Origin of the sequence: Glycomyces arizonensis DSM 44726 (assembly GCF_000482705.1) — a bacterium.
Taxonomy (GTDB): Bacteria; Actinomycetota; Actinomycetes; order Mycobacteriales; family Micromonosporaceae; genus Glycomyces; species Glycomyces arizonensis.
In genome coordinates this window covers 1-14,114 of sequence record NZ_AXWO01000016.1, presented here as the reverse complement: position 1 = coordinate 14,114, position 14,114 = coordinate 1, and the positions used below count along the sequence as shown (strand labels likewise).

The following is a 14,114-nucleotide window of genomic DNA, read 5'->3' as shown; positions in this document are numbered from 1 at the left end:
ACGCAAGCAAATGATCTTGGGATGGTTCATCCCCCTGAGTGGAGAACATCACCATCTGGGATCCCCCTTCTCTCGACGCGATAATTAGGTTAGGCTAACCTCCGTCATCCTCCCGGCCGCGACCGGCCGGCCATGAAAGGACGTAGCTCAGTGCCGACCAGCGCCGCAGACCTCCGCCTCGCACCGACGCCACCGAACTCCCCCACCGGGGCGACCGCACTGCACGACTGCGCCTCACACAATCCCGCTTCACACAACCCCGCCTCACACAATCCCTCATCACCCAACCCCGCGCTGCTCGATCGGAATTCGACCGAGACCTACCGCTCCCTCATGACCGAAGTGGCCCAAAGGGTCTCCGAACGCTTCGCCGAGGTCGACCGGCCCTGGACCGGCATCGCCCCCGCCGAACTCGCGCCCGCCTTCGACGCGGTCGACCTCGACCGCCCCCTGCCGACCTTCGGCGACGCGCTCGACGAGATCGGCGACCTCTACCTGCGCGACGCCGTCTGGTTCCACCACCCCCGCTACCTCGCCCACCTCAACTGCCCCGTCGCGCTCCCGGCCGTCGCCGCCGAGACCGTCCTCGCCTCCGTGAACACCTCAGTGGACACCTGGGACCAGAGCGCGGGCGGCACCTTCATCGAGCGGCGCCTCATCGACTGGACCGCCGGACGCATCGGCTTCGGCCCCGACGCCGACGGCGTCTTCACCTCCGGTGGGACGCAGTCGAACCTGCACGCGCTGCTCCTTGCCAGAGACGAGGCCGTCGAGACCGTTCGCAAGAACAGCGAGACCGCGCTGCGCGGCGTCGAGGTCCTCCCGAGGCTGCGCCTGTTCGCCTCGCCCCACAGCCACTTCAGCGTCGTCAAGGCCGCCCGCCTGCTCGGGCTCGGCGAGGACGCCGTGGTCACCGTCCCGGCCGACGCGCACTTCCGCATGCACCCGGGCGCGCTCGACGCGGCCCTGGAGACCTGCCGCGGCGAGGGACTCGTTCCGGCCGGGGTCGTCGCCACCGCCGGGACCACCGACTTCGGCTCGATCGACCCGCTCGCGTCGATCGCCGAGGTGTGCGAGGCGCACCGCGTCTGGTTCCATGTGGACGCCGCCTACGGCTGCGGGCTCCTCGTCTCCCGGCGCAGGCGCGGCATGGTGGACGGGATCGAGCGCGCCGACTCGGTCACCGTGGACTACCACAAGTCGTTCTTCCAGCCGGTCAGCTCATCGGCGATCATTGTGCGCGACCGCTCCTCGCTGCGGCACGTCACCCACCACGCCGACTACCTCAACCCGGCCGAGGCCGTCTTCCCCAACCAGGTCGACAAGAGCCTCCAGACCACGCGGCGCCTGGACGCGCTGAAGCTGTGGATGACGCTGCGCACCTTGGGGCCCGACGCCATCGGCTCGATGTTCGACCGGGTCTGCGACCTGGCGGCCGAGGCGTGGGCGCACCTGGAGGCCGATGAGCGCTTCGAGACCGCCGCGCCCGCCTCGCAGCTGTCCACCGTCCTGTTCCGCCTCACCGGCGCCGATGACGAGGTGCATCGTCTGGCGCGCGAGGCGATCGCCGCCGCCGGAGAGGGCATGGTCGCCGCCACCCGCGTCGAAGGCCGTGCCGCGCTCAAGCTCACGCTGCTCAACCCCGAGACGACGCTCGATGACATCGTTCCCGTCCTCGACGCGCTCGCCCGGCACGGCGCGAAGCTCCGGGGGGCATAGATGTCCGAGACGCGGATGCACGACTTCATCGGCATCGGCCTGGGGCCGTTCAACCTCGGCCTGGCGTGCCTGGCCGACCCCGTCGACGGCCTCGACGGGACCTTCCTGGAGCGCAAGGCGTCGGTCGACTGGCACCCGGGCATGCTCATCGAGGGCACCACCATGCAGGTGCCGTTCATGGCCGACCTGGTGACCCTCGCCGACCCGACCTCGCCGCACTCGTTCCTCAACTACCTCAAGGAACAGGGCCGGATCTACCCGTTCTACATCCGCGAATCGTTCTTCCAGCTGCGCAGCGAGTTCCAGGACTACCTGCGGTGGGCGGCGGGCAGGCTCGGCAACCTCCACTTCGAGCGCGACGTGGTCGCCGTCGAGTGGGATGGTGGACAGGGGTTGTACGCCGTCCGCAGCACCGGCCCCGAAGGCGAGCGGGTCGACTTCGCGCCGCGGCTCGTCCTGGGCACCGGCACGCCGCCGTGGGTGCCGCCCGCGTGCCGCGCGCTGGAGGGCGAGACCGTCTGCCACGCCTCGTCCTATCTGGAGTACCGGGACCGGCTCCGGCGGTGCGGCAGCGTCACCGTGGTCGGCAGCGGCCAGAGCGCCGCCGAGATCTACCGCGACCTCTTGGACGGCCTCGAACCCGGCGGCTACCGGCTCAACTGGGTGACGCGCTCGCCGCGGTTCTTCCCGCTGGAGTACACCAAGCTGACCCTGGAGATGACCAGCCCGGACTACGTCGACTACTTCAACGCGCTGCCCTCGCCCAAGCGCGACGAGCTCAACGATGCCCACAAGGGACTCTATAAGGGCATCAACGCGGAGCTCATCAACGAGATCTACGACCTGCTGTACCGCAAGCGCTTCGAGCACGGCGAGGTCGCGACCCGCCTGTTCACGAATTGCACTGTGGATAAAGCGAGGACCGGGGACGGTTTCACCCTCGGCATCCGCCAGCACGAGCAGGACCGCGACTTCGAGCTGCGCACCGAAGGACTCGTCCTGGCCACCGGCTACAGCAGCAAACCGCCCGCCTTCCTCGACGGCATCCGCGACCGGCTCCGCTTCGACGCCACCGGCCGCCTGCACGCCCGCCGCGACTACAGCGTCGACGCCGCGGGGGCCGGCGAGGTGTTCGTCCAGAACGCCGAGCTGTCCACGCACGGCTTCGTCACCCCCGACCTCGGCATGGCCGCCTACCGCAACTCGTGGATCATCCGCGCCATGACCGGCCGCGAGGTCTACCCGATCGAGCGGCGCATCGCCTTCCAGGAGTTCACGGCACCCGAGGAGACTGCATGATGCACGCCCCGACCGTGTTCAAGCGCCGCGACGAGCGCTTGGGCGAGTTCGCGCTGCGCCCGGTGGACCCGGCCGCCGACGCCCCGCTGCTGCACGAGTGGGTCACGCACCCCAAGTGCAGGTACTGGATGATGGCCGAGGCCTCGATCGCCGACGTGTGGGCCGAGCACGAGGCCATCGCCGCCTCGGAGCACCACTTCGCGTTCCTCGGCATGCACCGCTACCGCTCGTCGTTCCTCGTCGAGGTCTACGACCCCGCGCGCACCGAGCTCGCCGGTGTCTACGACGTCCGGGAGGGCGACGTCGGCATGCACGTGCTGACCGCGCCGACGAACACGCCGATCCCGGGCTTCACCAGGGGCGTCATGGTCACCGTCATGGACCTGCTGTTCGACGGTTTCAATGCCGGACGCGTCGTGGTCGAGCCGGACGCGTCGAACACCCCGATCCACCGGCTCAACGACTGGGTCGGCTTCCGCTCCGAACGCACCGTCCAGTTGAGCGACAAGAAGGCGCTCCTCAGCTTCTGCACCCCGAGCGACTACGAGCGGTCCGCCGCGAGAGGACTCACGACATGACCGAGCCCACCGACCACCTCCGGCCCGAGCACTGGCGCCGGGCCACCAGGGCCTTGCTGGCCAAGGCGATCGGCGAGTTCGCCCACGAGCGGCTGCTCGCGCCCGTCCAGGCCGGCGACCACTGCGTCCTCTCGGGCGGGAGTGAGCGGTACCTGTTCAGGGCCGAGCGCCTCGCGCTCGACCACTGGGCGGTCGACCCCGCCTCGCTGCGCCGCCAGAGCGCGGACGGCGAGGACCTGCCGCTGGACGCCGCCGGGTTCTTCATCGCGTTCAGCGGCGAGCTCGGGCTGAGCGAGGAGATCCTCCCGGTCTACCTCGAAGAGGTCGCCAGCACCGTCAACCGCGGCGCCTACCAGCTCGCGGTGCCGCAGCCGAGCGCCGCCGCGCTCGTCGACGCGGACTTCCAGGAGATCGAGGCGGCCATGACCGGCGGGCACCCGTGCTTCGTCGCCGGTTCGGGGCGGCTCGGCTTCACCGCGGGCGACTACCGCGCCTTCGCGCCCGAGACGGGCGCGGGCGTGCGCCTGCTGTGGCTCGCGGCGCTGCGGGCTCACGCGATGTTCGCCGCCTCGGCCGAGCTGGAGCGCGACTGGCTCCTGGAGACGCAGTTCGACGCGGCGGACCGCGAGCGGTTCGCGTCGGTGCTCGCCGAGCGCGGCCTGACGTTCGACGACGTGCACCTCATCCCGGTCCACCCGTGGCAGTGGCGGAACAAGATATCGACGGCGTTCGCCGCCGAGATCGCCGAAGGGCGCCTGGTGATGCTCGGCGAGACGGGTGACGAATACCAGGCGCAGCAGTCGATCCGGACGTTCTTCAACCGCTCCAGGCCCGCCTCGGACTACGTCAAGACCGCGCTGTCGGTGCTGAACATGGGCTTCATGCGGGGGCTGTCGACCGAGTACATGGAGGTCACGCCCGCGATCAACGACTTCATCGCCGGGCTCGTCCACGGCGACCCGACCTTGAAGCAGTCCGGCGTGACGGTCCTGCGCGAGCGGGCGGCCGTCGGCTACCGGCACCCGGCCTACTCGGCGGCCGCGCCGAAGGGCTCGCCGTACCGAAAGATGCTGGCCGCGCTGTGGCGCGAGAGCCCCGTCCCGAAGCTCGGGCCGGGCGAGCGGGCGGCCACGATGGCCTCGCTGCTGCACGTCGACGCGGCGGGGCGCCCGTTCGCCTCGGCGCTCATCGCCCGCTCCGGCCTGGAGCCGGGCGAGTGGCTGCGGCGCTACCTGGAGGCCTACCTGGTGCCGCTGGTCCACTGCTTCTACAAGTACGGGCTGGTGTTCATGCCGCACGGCGAGAACGTGATCCTGGTGCTGCGCGGCGGCCGGGTGGACCGCGTGTTCCTCAAGGACATCGGCGAGGAGGCGGCGGTCTTCGACGAGTCGATGCCGGTGCCGCCGGAGGCCGAGCGCATCAAGGGGGCCGTCCCCGACGAGGTGCGGACTCTGGCGATCCTCACCGACGTCGTGGACTGCTTCCTGCGGTTCCTCTCGGCGATCCTGCACACCGACGGCGTGCTCGACGAGCGGGACTTCTGGCGCACGGCCGCGGCCGTCGTCAGGCGATACCAGGGCGACCACCCCGAGCTGGCCGAGGAGTTCGCCCGCTTCGACCTGTTCGAGGAGACCTTCGCGCTCTCGTGCCTGAATCGGTTGCAGCTCAATAACAACCGGCAGATGGTGGACCTGGGGAACCAGGAGGAGAGCCTGATCTACGCGGGCAGGCTCGACAATCCGCTCGCGACTTGGCGGTGATCGCCTCACCGGCGGCGCGGGACCGCGGGGACGGGGTGACAGCACACGCCATGATGGAGAGGTGAACTTCGATTACGACTTCTCTGATCGGCCCGTGCTCGTCACGGGCGCCAGCCACGGTCTGGGTCTGGCGACGGCGAACCTCCTGGCGGCCTCCGGGGCGCCGCTCGCACTGTGCGCGCGGGACGCGGCCCGGCTGAACGAGGAGGCCGAGCGGTTGCGGCAGAAATTCGACGTCCCGGTCTTCACGCGGGCGCTCGACGTGGTCGACGAGCAGACGCTGGTCGAGTTCGTCGCCGAGGCCGGGCGGCGGCTCGGCGACTTCCACGGCATCGTGGCCAACGTGGGCGGCGCCAGGGGCACGCACCTGAAGGACACCTCGCCGGACGACTGGGCTTACACGCTGGGCGTGAACGTGGTCGGCGCGATGACGGCGCTGCGCGTGGCGGTGCCGCAGCTGCGGCGCACGAGCGGCTCGGCGGTGCTGGTGTCGTCGATCTCGGGCTCGAAGCCCGCGCCGGGGCTGACGTACGGCGCCACCAAGGCCGCGCTCAACCACGCGGCGGCGGTGCTCGCCAGGGAGCTCGGCTCGCAGGGCGTCCGCGTCAACGCCGTCGCGCCGGGGTCGATGCTGGTGCCCGACCGGTTCTGGGACCGGATGCGGGTGGACCGGCCCGAGGAGTACGCCGCGTTCGAGCAGGAGTTCCCCGGCGGGCAGCTGGTGGACCCGGTGGACGTGGCGTCGGTGATCGCGTTCCTGCTCTCGGACGGCGCGAAGGCCGTCAACGGCGCGGTCGTCCCCGTCGACGCGGGCCAGAACGCGCCGAGCGCGTTCGGCTATTAGGCGGGGCGTTTGTCAGATGGCATTGTTTGTTAGACGGCACCATTGCGCAGGTGGGCCAGGAGCATGCCGATCGGGATGCTGACGCCGAGCACGATCAGCGCGGCCCGGTAGGCCCGCAGCGCGAGCCCGAGCGCGGCCCCTCTGGTGAGGGCGAACGCGATGCCCAGGGCCACCACCAGCAGTGCCGCCCCGGCGTCGACCACGAGCGGGAGTTCGGTGAACGTGCCGACGATGACCGCCGCGTTGCCCGCGGCCCAAGTGGCCGCCTGCGTCCGGACCGGACCCGCCGGGATCGCGCGGCCGATCAGCCGCGCCTGCGCGGCGGCGATCGCGCACGACGCCGTCCCGCACACGAGGACGAGGTAGGCCGCCGCCCAGCTGCCTTTCGCGAGGTCGAGCGGCCCGGTGAAGGCCGCGACGACGCCGCCGAGGACGACGCAGACGACGCCACCTGTGAACAAGGCTCTGCTGAAGAGGGCACTGCTGGATGGGGCATTGGGGCGCAGTGCGGGTGCCGATGGGTTCACGGTGTTCCCTTTCAATGCGGGGCGGTGTGCGCGAGGCACCGGTCGGGTTCGGCGAAGGCCTCCAGCCGGTCGACGGTGACCGGCGAGCGCCAGGCTTCGAGGGCGCCCCGCATCAGGCCGAGGTGGATCTGGCAGACGATCGGGGAGCCGGACGCGGCGAGTTCGAGGAAGGGGCAGTGCCGCAGCCCGATCTGCGCGCCGCCCTGCCGCTGCGGTGCGAATCCGAGCTCGTCGAGCAGGGCCGCGAGGCGTTCGAGGGCGTCGTCGGCGCCCGCGGCGGCGTCCGCTCCCGAGGCCGAGCGGAGCCCCCAGGCGCGTCCGGCCTCGATAGCGCGGGCGCGGGAGTCGGGCGCGGCGGCGAGGCCGCGGGTGAGGGCCTCGGCGAGCAGCCGGTAGTGCCGCGGCCCGGCGGGGTCCATGCCGGGCGCGGCCCGGAAGACCTGCGCGGGGCGCCCGGGGACGCGCCGGTCGGCCCGGCCGCGCTCGACCTGCCCGCGTTCGACGAGCTTGTCGAGGTGGAACCGGACGGTGTTGGGGTGCACTTCGAGCGCCTCGGCGATCTCGGCGATGCTCAGCGGCCCGGCCGCCTCCTTGAGCGTCCGGAGCACTTCGTCCCGTCTGCTCGCGGGGTGTCTCACGTCGTCATCGGCCATGTCGGCCACGCTCCCCTCGCGCTGTCCTCGGTCGGGCGAGAGCGCGGATTCACGGTCGCGGCGACCACGGCTATAGTTTACACAAACAGTCATTGTAGAAACATCGAGGCGGGGAGCGCGAATGTCCTCACAGGGAACCGATCAGCAGCGGGAACTCGACGTGCGGGCGATGCGCAAGCCGGACAAGCACCCGGCGATCTTCGAGGCCTACGACGCGCTGCCGGTCGGCGCTTCCCTCGTCCTGGTCAACGACCACGACCCGAAGCACCTGCACGACGAGTTCGAGGCCAGGCACCCCGGCGGCCACGGCTGGGAGTACCTCTCCCGCGAGAAGCGGAACTGGCGGATCCGGATCACCAGGCTCGCCTCGACGCCGCTCCCCCGCGTCCTGGCCGACACCGCCGCCCTCGCGGCCGACGTCGGCGCGCCCGGCGTGAGCGGGGCGGTGTGGCGGCTCCAGGAGGACGAGCGAGACCTCGACTCGAACGTCATCGCGCTGCCGCCGGGCGGGGGCATCGGCGCCCACGACGGTCCCGATCTCGACGTCCTCGTGCACGTCCTCGCGGGCGGCGGACGGCTGGTCACCGAGCTCGGCGCGATCGACCTCGAACCCGGCGCGGTGGTGTGGCTGCCTCGCCGGTCGCGACGGGAGTTCACCGCGGGAGCGGAGGGACTACGCTATCTTACTGTGCACCGGCGTCGGCAAGCGTTGTCCATCGGTATCGCGCCGCACCCCGACCGCTGAGCCGACCGGTTGCCCCTCGCCGACCTCAGTGCCGCGGTCGGTGAGCCGACGATGAGCCGCGCCCGCGATCGAACGCGCCGGGACGGCTTTCCGTCGGCATCCCGATGAGCGACGCCCGCCAGCGGGTACCCCGAACGGCGACACCGCCGACGAGAGGAGATGATCCGATGTCGGGTCTGGACGAGAAACTGCGCGACGTCCACGAGGAGGTCCTGCGCCGCAACCCCGGCGAGACCGAGTTCCACCAGGCCGTGCACGAGGTCCTCGACAGCCTCGGGCCCGTGGTGGCCAAGCACCCGCAGTACGCCGACGCGGCGGTCATCCGGCGGCTGTGCGAGCCGGAGCGCCAGATCATCTTCCGCGTCCCGTGGGTCGACGACGCCGGGCGGGTGCAGATCAACCGCGGCTTCCGCGTCGAGTTCAACTCCGCCCTCGGCCCCTACAAGGGCGGCCTGCGATTCCATCCCACGGTCTACCTGGGGATCGTGAAGTTCCTCGGGTTCGAGCAGATCTTCAAGAACGCGCTCACCGGGCTGCCGATCGGCGGCGGCAAGGGCGGCTCGGACTTCGACCCCAAGGGCCGCTCCGACGGCGAGATCATGCGGTTCTGCCAGGCGTTCATGACCGAGCTGTACCGGCACATCGGCGAGTACACCGACGTGCCCGCCGGGGACATCGGCGTCGGCGGGCGCGAGATCGGCTACCTGTTCGGCCAGTACAAGCGGATCACCAACCGCTACGAGTCCGGCGTGCTCACCGGCAAGGGCCTCTCCTGGGGCGGCTCGCAGGTCCGCACCGAGGCCACCGGATACGGCACCGTGTTCTTCACCGACGAGATCCTCAAGTCCCGCGGCGAGTCCTTCGACGGCAAGCGCGTCGTCGTCTCCGGCTCGGGCAACGTCGCGGTCTTCGCCGTCGAGAAGGTCCACGAGCTCGGCGGCACCGTCGTCGCCTGCTCCGACTCCTCGGGCTACGTCGTCGACGACAAGGGCATCGACCTCGAACTGCTCAAGGACGTGAAGTTGACCCGGCGCGGCCGGATCACCGAGTACGCCGAGCGGCGCGGCAGCGCGCGCTACGTCGAAGGCGGCACCGTGTGGGAGGTGCCCTGCGACATCGCGCTGCCGTGCGCCACCCAGAACGAGCTCAACGGCCACGACGCGGCCGACCTCGCCCGGAACGGCTGCACGGTCGTCGCCGAGGGCGCCAACATGCCGTGCACGCCCGAGGCCGTCAGGCTCTTCGCCGAGGCCGGGGTCGTCTTCGCTCCCGGCAAGGCCGCCAACGCGGGCGGCGTCGCCACGAGCGCGCTGGAGATGCAGCAGAACGCCTCCAGGGACTCGTGGACGTTCGAGCACACCGAGGAGCGGCTCGCCGAGATCATGCGCGGCATCCACGACCGCTGCCTGGCGACGGCCGACGACTACGGCACGCCCGGGAACTACGTGGCGGGCGCCAACATCGCCGGGTTCACGCAGGTGGCCGACGCGATGCTGGCGCTCGGCATCATCTAGGTCGGTCAAGAGGCGGGCGCCGCCTCCCGCTGCCCGCGCAGCAGGAGCGGGGCGCCCGCGAGCGTCACCACGGCGCAGCAGAGGTTGAGCATGCCGTAGCCCAGATACTCGGTGATCGGCCCGGCGGCGATCCCCGCGCCCATGGCGGACAGGCCCATGACCATGTCCGAGAAGCCCTGCGTGGACGGGCGCCGGGCGGGGGTGACCGCGCCGGTGAGCATGGACGCCGAGGCGACGGTCATCGCCGACCATCCGAGGCCGAGCAGCACGAGACCGGCGCTGATCTGGACGTGGCTGCCGGCCGAGGCCGTCCCGGCGACGGCGCAGGCGGCGACGAGGAGGGCGGCGCCCGCTGCCAGGACCGGCCGGGGGCCGCGGCGGTCGACGAGGCGGCCGATGATCGGCGCGAAGGCGTACATGCCGCCGATGTGGAGGCCGAGGATGAAGCCCACGACGGTGAGCACCTCGGCCGGATCGTCCATGCCGTGCTTGACGTGCAGGGCGGTCATGGCCATGACGCCGACCATCACGAAGTGGCCGAGGGCGGCGGCGATGACGGCGGTGCGGACGGTCGGGTCGGCGCGGGCCGTGCGGAGGCCGTCGGCGACCGAGCGCCTGGGGGCGTGGGTCTCGCCGGAGAGCGCCCGGGCGGTCAGGAGCGGGTCGGGGCGCAGGAAGGCGAACAGGACGGTCGCGGTCACCAGGCACAGGACGCCCATGGCGACGGTGGGGCCGATGTAGTCGGGGCCGCCGAGCCAGCCCTTCCAGCCGCGTTCGGCCAGGGCCGCCAGGGACGGGCCGGTGACGCTGCCGATGGTCGCGGCCCACACGATCGTCGACAGGTGCGTGCCGCGCTTGTCGGCCGGGGCGAGGTCGGCCCCGGCGTAGCGGGATTGGAGCCCGGCGTAGGAGGCGCTGCCGAGCAGGAAGTAGCCGCCGATGGCGAGTGCGGCGGTGTCGAGGGTGATCCCGGCGAGGACGACGGCGGTTCCGGCGACGGCGCCGGTGTAGCCGAAGACGAGGCCGCCGCGGCGCCCGAAGCGCTCGGTGATGCGGACGGCGGGGACGACGACGAGCGCCGATCCGCCGACGAACAGGCTCTGCGCGAGCCCGGCGAAGGTGCCCGAGCCGGTCATCTCCTCGACGAGGAGGGCGCCGAAGGCGATGCCGATGCCGACGGCGAGGCCGCCGAGGATCTGGGTGCAGAACAGCAGGCGCAGGGTGCGGCGCTGGATCGCGGCGGTGTCGGGGGGCGCTTCTCGCGCTGTTGCCATCGGGGGTCCTTTCTGGAGTTGTCAGACCGGTGGGGCCACCGGTCCGGCCGCCGCGGCGACGGCGTCGGCCACCGCCGGGGCGAGTTCGGGGTCGAGCCGGGCGGTGCTGACGCGGATGCCCTGCTCGCCGCGGAGGGAGTAGGAGCGCCCGGGAGCGACGGCGTACCCGGCGTCGCGGAGGGCGACGACGGCGGCGGTCTCGTCGGCGACCGGGATCCACAGGTTGAGCCCGGAGCGGCCGAAGGCGTGGACGCCGCGCTCGGCGAGGGCCTCGCGCAGGGCGGCCTGGCGTTCGGCGTAGCGCCGCCCGGCGGCCTCGACGAGGGCGGCGACGCCCTCGTCCTCCCATGCGGCGATGACGAAGTGCTGGAGGATGCACGAGACCCAGCCGTGGGAGATGGCCATGCGCCCTTGGACGCGGGCCTTGGTGTCGGCGTCGGCGGCGACGACGGCGCAGCGCAGGGCGGGCCCGTAGGGCTTGGAGGCGGAGCGGACGAACATCCACCGCTCGGCGGCGTCGGCGACGAAGTGGAGCGGGGTGCGGCCCAGCTCGCCCCAGTGGTCGTCCTCGATGACGAAGGCGCCCCGGTGGGCGGCGATGACGTCGCGGAGGGCGGTGGCGCGGCCTGAGGAGACGGCGGCGCCGGTGGGGTTCTGGCCGCGGGCGGTGAGGACGAAGGCGCGGGCGCCGCCCGCCAAGGCATCGTCCAGTTCGGACGGTATCGGGCCGTCGGCGTCGACGGCGACGGGGACGACGCGGTACCCGGCGGCGAGCAGCAGGTCGCGCCCGTTGGACCAGGTGGGCTCCTCGACGGCGACGGTGTCGCCGGGGGCGCACCGGGCGGCCAGGCCGCGTTCGAAGGCGTCGAGCGCCCCGGAGGTGACGGTGAGCTCGCCGTGGACGCCGTCGGCGGCGAGGCGCTCGCGGGCGAGGTCGAGCAGGTCGGGGCAGGGGCCGCCGTTGCGGTAGTCGCCCGGGCCGACTTCGACGCGCGGTTTGAGGGCGGCGAGGTCGGGCAGCAGCTCGGGGTCGGGTTCGCCGCTGACGAGGTCGAGGACGCCGGGCGGGACGGTGATGGTCCCGGCGGGGGTGAAGGCGGAGCGTTCGCGCACGACGGTCCCGGCCCGGCCGCCGGTCTCGACGACGCCGCGCTGGCGCAGCTGGCGGTAGGCGGCGGCGACGGTGCCCGCGGCGACGCCGAGGTCGGCGGCGAGCTTGCGGACGGCGGGCAGGGTGAGGCCGGGCCGCAGGTGGCCGTCGCGCACGCCGACCTCGACGCTGGCGGCTATCTCGCTCGCGGCCGAGCCCGTGATCTGATAATGTACCGACATAACTCAGGTATTGTACCAGTACAAAACAAGACGACGGGAGCCCCCCATGAGCACCCTGTTCAACCAGACCGACCGCACCACCCCAACGCGGTCCGCCGAGCGCCTCGCCTACGACCGGGCCCCGGCCTTCCAGGTCCTCGACGAGGCCCTGTTCTGCGACGTGGCCTTCACCGGCCCCGACGGCGCCCCGCGCATCCTGCCGACCTTCCACGCCCGCGTGGGGAGCACGGTGTACTTCCACGGCTCGACCGGCTCCTCGATGGGACTGGCCGCCCGGGAGGGCCTCGACGTGTGCCTGACGGCGACCATCGTCGACGGCCTGGTCTTCGCCAAGTCCTGGTTCCACCACTCGATGAACTACCGCAGCGTGGTGGTGCACGGCCGGGCCGCTCTGGTGACCGACGCGCACGAGCGGTGGCTGATGATGCGGGCCCTGGTCGAGCGCATGTCGACCGGGCGCTCGGAGCGCTCGCGCGAGCCCAGCGCCAAGGAGGACTCGGCCACGGCGATCATGGCCCTGCCGCTGGAGGAGGCCTCGGTGAAGCGGCGCGGCGGACCGCCGAGCGAGGACCCCGACGACGAGGGCCTTCCCTACAGAAACGGTGTCGCCGAGGTGACCACGACCGTCGCCGGAAGGCTCTGAGGCCCGCCCTCCGGCCCGCTGGCCACACTGTCGGACTTCCGGATATCCGGAAGGTGCTTGACATGCAGCCATTTGGCTGCCTATTATCGAGGCGACCGAACATCCGCATATCCGGAAGTGGCGAATGGACGACGTGTTCAAGGCGCTGGCCGACCCGGTCCGCCGCCGACTGCTCGACCGGCTCAACGAGCGCAATGGCCTGAGCCTGCGCGAGCTGTGCGAGGGCCTGGCGATGGCCCGGCAGTCGGTCAGCAAGCACCTGGGGATCCTGGAGGCCGCCGGGCTGGTCACCGCCGCCCGGCGAGGCCGCGAGAAGCTCCACTACCTGAACGCCGCCCCCATCAACGCCATCGCCGACCGGTGGATCAGCCGCTACGACCGCGAACGGGCGCGAGCGCTGGCCGACCTGAAGACCGCACTGGAGGAGCAGACCGTGGAGACCACCACCGCATTCGTCTACGTCACCCATGTCAAGACCACGCCCGAGCGGCTCTGGCGGGCATTGACCGAGCCCGAGTTCACCAAGCGCTACTGGGGCGTCGCCCTCGACACCGACTGGCGGCCCGGCTCGACGATGACCTGGGTCGAGAACGGCGTGAAGACCGCGCACCCCGACCAGCGGGTCCTGGAGTGCGACCCGCCCCGGCGCCTGTCCTACACCTGGCACACCTTCACGCCCGAGTGGGCCGCGAACGCCGGGGTGGACGAGGACGCGCTCGCCGCGATCGCCGCCGAGCCGCGCTCCAAGGTCACCTTCGAACTCGAACCCGCGGGCGAGGCGGTCAAGCTGACCGTGACCCACGACGGATTCGCACCCGGCAGCACCGTCCGGGACATGATCGGCCAGGGCTGGCCGCAGCTCCTGTCGAGCATGAAGACCCTGCTGGAGACCGGCGAGCCGCTCTAGATGATTGATTCCTAACCCGGTCGGGTCGTGACCAGCAGGAGAGGGTCTCGTTGAGTGAAGTGTGAACAATACTCAGGACATCGAGACCCTCTTGACCGCACTCTACGTGGTCGTTGACGATCACGTCATCCCCCGGGAGGGGCGAAAGCCCGGAAAGCCGAAGGAGCTCAGCGACGCCGAGCTGGTGTGCCTCATGGTTGCCCAGCACCTGTTCCAGGTCAAAGGCGAGCGCCGCTGGGTTCGTTACGCCCGCAAGAACTTCCGACACCTGTTCCCGTACATTCCGAACCAGTCCGGCTACCACAAGCGGGCCAAGCGA

At 71.4% G+C, this 14,114-nt stretch carries 13 protein-coding genes and 1 pseudogene; 10 read left to right on the top strand and 4 right to left on the bottom strand.

The genetic code is table 11. The annotated features are described in order from the left end of the window. Window positions 1–132: 132 nt before the first annotated feature. From H613_RS0112470 to H613_RS0112450, 5 genes are all read left to right on the top strand, one after another. A complete protein-coding gene (locus tag H613_RS0112470) occupies window positions 133–1,719 on the top strand; it encodes a pyridoxal phosphate-dependent decarboxylase family protein (protein WP_439330246.1) in 1,587 nt (528 codons plus the stop codon). Beyond that, window positions 1,720–3,018 (top strand): lysine N(6)-hydroxylase/L-ornithine N(5)-oxygenase family protein, encoded by a 1,299-nt coding sequence (locus H613_RS0112465; RefSeq protein WP_026924051.1) that lies wholly within the window; start codon window positions 1,720–1,722, stop codon window positions 3,016–3,018. Beyond that, window positions 3,015–3,596, top strand: coding sequence for a GNAT family N-acetyltransferase (locus H613_RS0112460; protein WP_211234802.1), 582 nt, complete (start codon window positions 3,015–3,017; stop codon window positions 3,594–3,596). The genes H613_RS0112465 and H613_RS0112460 overlap by 4 nt, the downstream gene beginning before the upstream one ends. Then, window positions 3,593–5,356, top strand: coding sequence for an IucA/IucC family protein (locus H613_RS0112455; RefSeq protein ID WP_026924049.1), 1,764 nt, complete (start codon window positions 3,593–3,595; stop codon window positions 5,354–5,356). Before H613_RS0112460 ends, H613_RS0112455 begins: the two co-directional genes overlap by 4 nt. A gap of 61 nt (window positions 5,357–5,417) precedes the next feature. Beyond that, entirely contained in the window at window positions 5,418–6,200 is a 783-nt protein-coding gene (locus H613_RS0112450; protein WP_026924048.1) for an SDR family NAD(P)-dependent oxidoreductase, read from the top strand. Window positions 6,201–6,229: 29 nt separating this feature from the next. Here the strand turns inward: H613_RS0112450 and H613_RS0112445 are convergent, their stop codons facing one another. Both H613_RS0112445 and H613_RS0112440 read right to left on the bottom strand, forming a co-directional pair. Further along, window positions 6,230–6,661, bottom strand: coding sequence for a hypothetical protein (locus tag H613_RS0112445; RefSeq protein ID WP_035737970.1), 432 nt, complete (start codon window positions 6,659–6,661; stop codon window positions 6,230–6,232). Window positions 6,662–6,738: 77 nt separating this feature from the next. Beyond that, window positions 6,739–7,380, bottom strand: a complete 642-nt coding sequence (locus H613_RS0112440; protein WP_026924046.1) for a helix-turn-helix transcriptional regulator — start codon at window positions 7,378–7,380, stop codon at window positions 6,739–6,741. A 121-nt stretch (window positions 7,381–7,501) separates the two neighbouring features. Here H613_RS0112440 and H613_RS0112435 point away from each other — a divergent pair, with 121 nt between their 5' ends. Next, window positions 7,502–8,125 (top strand): DUF2249 domain-containing protein, encoded by a 624-nt coding sequence (locus H613_RS0112435; protein ID WP_026924045.1) that lies wholly within the window; start codon window positions 7,502–7,504, stop codon window positions 8,123–8,125. A gap of 167 nt (window positions 8,126–8,292) precedes the next feature. Next, window positions 8,293–9,639 carry an NADP-specific glutamate dehydrogenase gene (gene gdhA / locus H613_RS0112430; RefSeq protein WP_026924044.1) on the top strand — a complete coding sequence of 449 codons (1,347 nt, stop codon included), beginning with the start codon at window positions 8,293–8,295 and terminating at the stop codon, window positions 9,637–9,639. 5 nt (window positions 9,640–9,644) lie between these two features. On the opposite strand, the gene H613_RS0112425 is transcribed toward gdhA, so the two are convergent. Both H613_RS0112425 and H613_RS0112420 read right to left on the bottom strand, forming a co-directional pair. Continuing rightward, window positions 9,645–10,913, bottom strand: coding sequence for an MFS transporter (locus tag H613_RS0112425; RefSeq protein ID WP_026924043.1), 1,269 nt, complete (start codon window positions 10,911–10,913; stop codon window positions 9,645–9,647). A gap of 21 nt (window positions 10,914–10,934) precedes the next feature. Next, window positions 10,935–12,245 (bottom strand): aminotransferase class I/II-fold pyridoxal phosphate-dependent enzyme, encoded by a 1,311-nt coding sequence (locus tag H613_RS0112420; protein ID WP_026924042.1) that lies wholly within the window; start codon window positions 12,243–12,245, stop codon window positions 10,935–10,937. A gap of 46 nt (window positions 12,246–12,291) precedes the next feature. On the opposite strand from H613_RS0112420, the gene H613_RS26270 reads away from it, so the two are divergent. The 3 genes and pseudogenes from H613_RS26270 to H613_RS26265 all read left to right on the top strand — a co-directional run. Then, on the top strand, window positions 12,292–12,888 hold the full coding sequence (locus H613_RS26270) for a pyridoxamine 5'-phosphate oxidase family protein (protein WP_051393298.1): 597 nt from the start codon (window positions 12,292–12,294) through the stop codon (window positions 12,886–12,888). A gap of 124 nt (window positions 12,889–13,012) precedes the next feature. Beyond that, window positions 13,013–13,795, top strand: coding sequence for an ArsR/SmtB family transcription factor (locus tag H613_RS0112410; protein ID WP_026924041.1), 783 nt, complete (start codon window positions 13,013–13,015; stop codon window positions 13,793–13,795). A gap of 61 nt (window positions 13,796–13,856) precedes the next feature. After that, window positions 13,857–14,114: pseudogene (locus H613_RS26265) on the top strand (IS982 family transposase); the annotation flags it as partial.

Bases quoted from the DNA above. Each gene is read 5' to 3' on its own strand.
- H613_RS0112470 (WP_439330246.1), top strand. From the start codon at position 133: ATGAAAGGACGTAGCTCAGTGCCGACCAGCGCCGCAGACCTCCGCCTC.
- H613_RS0112465 (WP_026924051.1), top strand. From the start codon at position 1,720: ATGTCCGAGACGCGGATGCACGACTTCATCGGCATCGGCCTGGGGCCG.
- H613_RS0112460 (WP_211234802.1), top strand. From the start codon at position 3,015: ATGATGCACGCCCCGACCGTGTTCAAGCGCCGCGACGAGCGCTTGGGC.
- H613_RS0112455 (WP_026924049.1), top strand. From the start codon at position 3,593: ATGACCGAGCCCACCGACCACCTCCGGCCCGAGCACTGGCGCCGGGCC.
- H613_RS0112440 (WP_026924046.1), bottom strand. From the start codon at position 7,380: ATGGCCGATGACGACGTGAGACACCCCGCGAGCAGACGGGACGAAGTG.
- H613_RS0112435 (WP_026924045.1), top strand. From the start codon at position 7,502: ATGTCCTCACAGGGAACCGATCAGCAGCGGGAACTCGACGTGCGGGCG.
- gdhA (WP_026924044.1), top strand. From the start codon at position 8,293: ATGTCGGGTCTGGACGAGAAACTGCGCGACGTCCACGAGGAGGTCCTG.
- H613_RS0112425 (WP_026924043.1), bottom strand. From the start codon at position 10,913: ATGGCAACAGCGCGAGAAGCGCCCCCCGACACCGCCGCGATCCAGCGC.
- H613_RS0112420 (WP_026924042.1), bottom strand. From the start codon at position 12,245: ATGTCGGTACATTATCAGATCACGGGCTCGGCCGCGAGCGAGATAGCC.
- H613_RS26270 (WP_051393298.1), top strand. From the start codon at position 12,292: ATGAGCACCCTGTTCAACCAGACCGACCGCACCACCCCAACGCGGTCC.
- H613_RS0112410 (WP_026924041.1), top strand. From the start codon at position 13,013: ATGGACGACGTGTTCAAGGCGCTGGCCGACCCGGTCCGCCGCCGACTG.